Here is a 6,021-nt window from a genome sequence, read left to right on the forward strand (position 1 = left end):
GTTTAATGCGTTCTTTTAGCAAATCAAAGATTGTTTTTGTGGATGAATAGAGATCACAATCGATATGAATAAAACCCATGTCGCCATCGTTTTCTCGCAAAAAAGGTGGCAAGCTTTCGTGAAACCATCCTGCTATCAGAACAACATTGGGCGCGACTTCCGGGAACGTGGTATTCTTAAAACTGCCAGGGCCAATGCCATCGCGCCAACGCTCTGGTAATCCTTCAAAGGAATCAAACCCATAAATTGTATGGTCTGTCTCGGCAGCCAGGTGATTAATCGATCGCCCTGAAAAAACCCCGAATTCACATATCAATTTTCCGCCGCTCAGATCGGCGGCAGCCAGCGAAGCCGATAATAATTCAGATGGAGTTGTTACCGAATCAATATGCTGCATGTGGTGATGTACATATTCAAAAGTGCGTTGCGAAGCCATACGCTGCAAGCCTTTTCGTATGTTCTGCAGCGCGTATAATGAATTCTGCTGTTCAAGCTCATACCGAATCATATAACGCAGGGGAAAACTAAGCGTCATTAGCATTTTTTTTAGTAACTGTTTGATCCTACTCTTACTCATTGATATCTCCCTATAATTTTATTTCAGCAGACTTTCGCAACCCCAATATTGAGAAAACTCATTTTCCCACCATGCGTTAAAGATCCCATCTATAGAATACCCCCGTTTCTATTCATCGGAACCAGGCTGGTTTTGTGATTGCTTATAAAAATAATAAACCGCGAACCCAATCAGTGCCAGCCAGCAAATCACAATTACAAAGATCATACAATAGCCTACCCAGCCAATTTCAAATATGGGGGCAGGCGTTTCAACCGATTTGGCTGCGGCTTGCGTAGTGGGGGTAACGAGAACTGTGTCGCCTTGTATATTGGCAGGCGCGGCATCTGTAGGCGGGGGAACCGGGGTGACGCTGGGCGTAGGCGTATTAACGGGGGTGGAAGACGGGGTAATGGTTGCCGTCGGGAAACTGCCGCCATCGGCGACAACCGATTGAGGCACCCATAAACCCACGCCAATCGCTGTTAACAAGAACAACACTGCAAGCAGATGATTTTTCATAATTCTATGACGTCGCATAACAGGCTCCTGTTTCGGCAATAGCTCCATTCCATCCATTATATATTATTCCGGCAGCGTGCGATACACGCCATCGGCATCGGGGAGAAAATCGCTCACGCGGATCACCGCATCCAGGTTGAGCGGCCCGTAGATGTGCGGGAACTCGTCGCCATCGGCGGCCTCCCAGCGGATTTCGGCGGCGATTTTTTCAGGCTCTAGCCAAAGGAGCACCAAATCAGGAATTTGCTGATAAAAAGTATTCACTACTTTAAAAATCTGGTCGGGACGTGAACAATGGATAAAGCCTTCGCTCTCTAATGAGGCGGCGCGGTACGCCCCGGCCCTTTGAGCAACTTCCCAATCGGCACGGGTGCAGAGATGTACAATGACGGTTTTACTCGATGACATTAGCGTACTCCTTGCAAAGTGTAAAACAACATTCCCAAATATTCTTTTAAAGCCCCGGTTGTGCCGCTTAGATTACTCGCTGTCGGAAAAAAATTGATCAATTGGGCTGCCAAATTTGGCGACCATAGTTGTTGCCACGAAGCCTCGGTGATACTGTAATCGGTGGGCGCGGGTATCACTTCAAAACCCTGCGCTTCGAAGATATGCACAGCACGCGGCATGTGTTTTGCTGAAGTTACGAGGATAATTCGTTCGATGCTTTTTTCGACCAAAAATTCCCAGCTATAGTGAGCGTTTTCGGCGGTATTGCGCGATGATTTTTCCAGCCAGATCGCATCATCAGGCACGCCCAGCATATCTAGCAGAACAGCCATATCTTCGGATTCAGTGGTGTCTGGCCCAACCAGCGGAACATTGCCCCCCGATGCGAGAATATATGGCGCCGCTCCCTGATGATAAAGATGCGCGGCGTAAATCACGCGGTCTCCACTCCCGCCCACTTCAACAGTGCTACGCGGATATTGAGCGGGCTGCGTCCCGCCGCTAAGCAACACAATTACCTCAGCGTGGGGAAGTGTTTCAGGGGGGAAATACTGCCACTCGAGGGCGCGTGCCAAGCTATCCGCGACCCAAGTATTACCGCCAATCCAGAGCAACGCAATCGCAATGACCATCGCCGCACGCTGCCAACCGGGGCGTTTGCGCAGCCACAGCGCCAGCAGGAGCAAAATCCACATCAGACCGACAGGATAGATAAACAGGGGAATAAATTTTGAGAGAAAGAAAGTGAGCATAACCCCCACAGTATACTGTGCTTTTCGAGAAGCAGGAAAGTGAATTTCTCACCACAATACCCCAGGGTACAGGCAGCACAGAGAATTTAGCGTACTCTGGGAATCGTCGGGGTGGTTGTCCGAATTTGAGGGTATGCAGCGGACAAAGCTCGCTGCATACCCTCAAATTCGGGATTTTTCAAGGATAGGCTACATAATCCAGCGTCATCGAAACTTCGTCTTCGGTTTCTAAAATCCCGCCGATACTGATCGGGCCAAAGCCAAAATCGCTCATCAGAAAAGTAGTCGTAGCCTGTCCGCTCAGGGCGCCATTTTCCAGTTTGGCGCTAACATTGAAGGCCAGCGGCAAAGTAGTCTCGCGGATCGTAGTATCACCCATCACCTGGAACGTGATCTCATCGCCAGGGGCGTAGTTCTCTGGCAGACCTGTGATGGCGGTGGGCGCAAACGTCACCGTGGGAAATTTGGTCGATTCCAGAAAACGGTCGCGAATGGTGTTATCGCGTCGGCTGCTATCCGATGTAAATTCAACCACCTCGGCGGTGATCGTACTCAGTGCGGCGCTCTGCAGGTTGGCAGTGTCGAGCGTAATCGTTCCGGCAACCGAGCCGGTCACACCCACCGCGGTAGCGAATTTATTATTCTGGTTGATGAAGGTCTCGCCGACCGAATAAGACAGCGTAGTTTCACCCGCGGCCAGGGTGTAGGTCAGCGCGCCATCAGCGGGGGCAGCAGCCTCTTCGGCGGGCATTTCTTCATCATGGGTATCCGCCGCGGGCATCGCTTCCACATCAGTCTGGGGGACTTCGGTTTCTGCCGGGGCAACTTCCGCCGTCTGGCAGGCTGCTAATAAAAAGACCAGCAAAATCATCATTATCAAGTTGCGTTTCATGGTATTTTCCTCCAAATGCAAAGCTGACAAGAAATGCCTGTCAGATTCGTAACAACTCAACGCATACCCTTTTTCGGAATTCTCTCTATGAAGACTATAAACTGAGCAGTTACTCTAATTCAATATTTGATAGGGCGTTCGCCGCGCAGTGATCAAATGTCAAAAAACAGAGGGGTGCGCTACGGTCGTGAGAAAACCCTGATTTAACAGCAAGTTTAATAATTAAGATAAATATTGTCAAATTAACAAGTGGTGAGAAGCCCTCTATGGCACTTTTCGCGCCATAAAATAATGCAGCCCTGAAACCGGAATCACAAACTCATTCCCCAGCGGTTGAAAGCCCATCACGCGATAGAACCCCAAAACCACCGTGCGCGCATAACACCACAATAAGTTGCCCCCCATTTCAGCGACATGGTCAATACAATGCCCCAACAAGGTGCGCCCCACCCCCAGGCCATGAAACGCATCCTGCACTGCCATACCACGCAAACGCCAGGCGAGCGGATTTTCGCTCTCGGGTAGTATATCGGGAAAAACGGTTGCCACACCGATCAAATTCCCACACACAAAAGCGCCCGCATGATACGCCTCAGGGTGGGCATCGCCAGCATAAGCCGCGGCGCTCAACGCCAAGCCCGGGCGAAGCACTGCCGCGCGAATCGGCAGCGCTTCGTCGGCAGTTACCGGCTGGACTAAAATATGCGCTGCACACATCTCAGGCTTCAAATTTCCCCGGGAAACCACTCACTACCGCTCGCAAAACATCTACCCCAGCCTGATTCGTGCAGGTGCAAGCCAGTTTTACCCAGCCGCGGGCTTCATCGGCTTCAACCACTTTGGCGGTGGCGGTGACTGTTTCGCCGATATATACTGGAGCCAAGAATTCGAAGGTCATTTCATGCGCCAAAAACGCCCACAAACCACCGAGATGGGTTAACAAACTGGCCGTCAGCAGTCCGGGCACAATGCGCGCTTTAAAGGGCGTTTGGGCAGCAAAAGTGGCGTCAGTGTGATACGGATTTACATCCCAAGTGGCACCGATAAAAAGCGAAACATCGCCGTCTGTGAGGGTGCGGGTGAAGGTGGCTTTCTCACCAACCGTGGATGCTTTAGGGATGCGCGAGGGCATGAGGGGTGAGTTCATAAAGATTAATCTCCAAAAAAATTAGTACCGCGGATAAATACATAAGTAATTAGACGCTCAGGTCCCAATTACCAATCGCCTGAGCGCCTGCATTCATCTCCCAAATAATGCGCAAACCATCCAGGGTCAGCCAGGGGGCGATAATCTCAATTGCATCTGTCTCACGTGCGATGATTTCAGCCAGGCCGCCCGTGGCGATGGTTTTCATCTGTGGGCCAAGTTCGGCACGGAAACGGGCCACCATACCCTCCACCAGACCCACATAGCCAAAGAGCAATCCTGATTGCAGTGCGTGGGTGGTGTTGCGGCCAATCGCCGAGGGCGGGCGGTTGAAATCGACGCGCGGTAACTTGGCGGCGCGGCTAAAAAGCGCGTCGGCGGCAATGCCAATGCCCGGCGCAATCGCTCCGCCGATATATTCGCCCGCGGCAGAGATCGCATCAAAGGTGGTGCCGGTGCCAAAATCGACCACGCAGGCCGGGCCGCCGTAGAGTCGCTGCACCGCAGCAGCATCGACAATACGATCGGCGCCAACAGAACGCGGGCTTTCATATAGAATACGTACGCCGGTTTTTACGCCAGCATCCACATTGAGTGGTTCGTGGCCGAGGTAATCGCGGCAAGCCTGCATAATTTTCGGGGTCAGCGGCGGCACGACCGAAGCCATGCAGATGCCTGTGATCTTGTCGGGCGAACAGCAGCCGTGTTCGATCAGGCCAACAATTTGCAGGCCGTATTCATCGGGCATGCGCTCATGAACGGTTGCCAACCGCCAGCGCGGGCCAAGTTTTTCGCCCTCGTAAATGCCCAGGGTAATATTGGTATTGCCAATATCGATGGTGAGTAGCATGGCATAACCTCCAGCCGTAACGATTGGAGCCACAGGACGCACAGAGAAAATGAATCGGAACTCGTTTGCTTTGAGCATTCTGCGGTGAAAGGTATCCTATTGTATAATGATGCTGCACTTTATGAAAGTTCTTTTATTTGCACAATCTTTCAACGCAAAGCCGCGAAGATGCCAGGGCGCAAAGGGAATAGATTAAATCTTTGCGCCCTGGCCCCATTGCGCCATTGCGTTAGATTTTGGAACTCACACATGAAATCCTTCGAAAACAAAGTTGCCTTCATCACCGGCGCGGGGCGCGGGATGGGGCGTAAGATTGCCGTAGCATTGGCTGCTAAGGGCGCCATCATCGCCGCCAATGATATTTCCCCAATCAATCTGGATACTACGCTGGAGAATATCCACGCGCAGGGCGGGCAGGGGCGCGATTTTGTCGGGGATATTGCCAATAAAATGGCGGTGCAGGCCATCTTCAATGAGATCATCGCCGAGTGGGAGCGCGTAGACATTCTCATCAATAACGCCCGCGTTGACCCCGATGATACCCTGCTCGATATGGATGAGTGGGATTGGCGCCGCGTGGTGGATGTCAACCTGACGGGCGCGTTTTTGCTCTCGCAGATTGCCGGGCGGCTGATGAAGGTCAGCGGCGGCGGGCAAATTATCCATCTCATCCAACCGATGCAAGCCAACCCCGCGGCTAAAGCCTGCCATCTGGGTCTTGCCAGTTTAGCAGAAAGTTTAGATCATGAATTTTCAGCGTATAATATCCGTGTCAGCGCGATGGATGTAACGACAGACGAAGACGTGCTAACCGCGGTTTATCAAGCATTGACACAGATTGCCAACCACTAA

General features: G+C 51.7%; 9 protein-coding genes. 1 reads left to right on the forward strand and 8 read right to left on the reverse strand.

What is annotated here, in order from left to right; all coding sequences use genetic code 11:
- The 8 genes from HN413_17990 to HN413_18025 form a co-directional block, all read right to left on the reverse strand.
- On the reverse strand, positions 1-436 hold a 436-nt coding region (locus tag HN413_17990), incomplete at its 3' end, for a class I SAM-dependent methyltransferase (protein ID MBT3392292.1).
- Positions 437-685: 249 nt separating this feature from the next.
- Positions 686-1,096 (reverse strand): hypothetical protein, encoded by a 411-nt coding sequence (locus HN413_17995; GenBank protein ID MBT3392293.1) that lies wholly within the window; start codon positions 1,094-1,096, stop codon positions 686-688.
- 45 nt (positions 1,097-1,141) lie between these two features.
- Entirely contained in the window at positions 1,142-1,486 is a 345-nt protein-coding gene (locus HN413_18000) for a DUF952 domain-containing protein (protein ID MBT3392294.1), read from the reverse strand.
- On the reverse strand, positions 1,486-2,280 hold the full coding sequence (locus HN413_18005) for a YdcF family protein (GenBank protein MBT3392295.1): 795 nt from the start codon (positions 2,278-2,280) through the stop codon (positions 1,486-1,488). The genes HN413_18000 and HN413_18005 overlap by 1 nt, the downstream gene beginning before the upstream one ends.
- Positions 2,281-2,458: 178 nt before the next feature.
- Positions 2,459-3,172, reverse strand: a complete 714-nt coding sequence (locus tag HN413_18010; GenBank protein ID MBT3392296.1) for a YceI family protein — start codon at positions 3,170-3,172, stop codon at positions 2,459-2,461.
- Positions 3,173-3,436: 264 nt separating this feature from the next.
- Complete coding sequence (locus tag HN413_18015) at positions 3,437-3,889, reverse strand: GNAT family N-acetyltransferase (protein ID MBT3392297.1); 453 nt, start codon at positions 3,887-3,889, stop codon at positions 3,437-3,439.
- A gap of 1 nt (position 3,890) precedes the next feature.
- Positions 3,891-4,319 carry a MaoC family dehydratase gene (locus HN413_18020; GenBank protein ID MBT3392298.1) on the reverse strand — a complete coding sequence of 143 codons (429 nt, stop codon included), beginning with the start codon at positions 4,317-4,319 and terminating at the stop codon, positions 3,891-3,893.
- Between the two features lie 49 nt (positions 4,320-4,368).
- The gene (locus tag HN413_18025; protein MBT3392299.1) at positions 4,369-5,169 is read right to left on the reverse strand and encodes a type III pantothenate kinase; all 801 of its coding nucleotides are present in this window, start codon (positions 5,167-5,169) and stop codon (positions 4,369-4,371) included.
- Positions 5,170-5,418: 249 nt separating this feature from the next.
- Here HN413_18025 and HN413_18030 point away from each other — a divergent pair, with 249 nt between their 5' ends.
- A complete protein-coding gene (locus HN413_18030; GenBank protein ID MBT3392300.1) occupies positions 5,419-6,021 on the forward strand; it encodes an SDR family NAD(P)-dependent oxidoreductase in 603 nt (200 codons plus the stop codon).

It is taken from the genome of Chloroflexota bacterium (genome assembly GCA_018648225.1).
Lineage (GTDB): Bacteria > Chloroflexota > Anaerolineae > Anaerolineales > UBA11858 > NIOZ-UU35.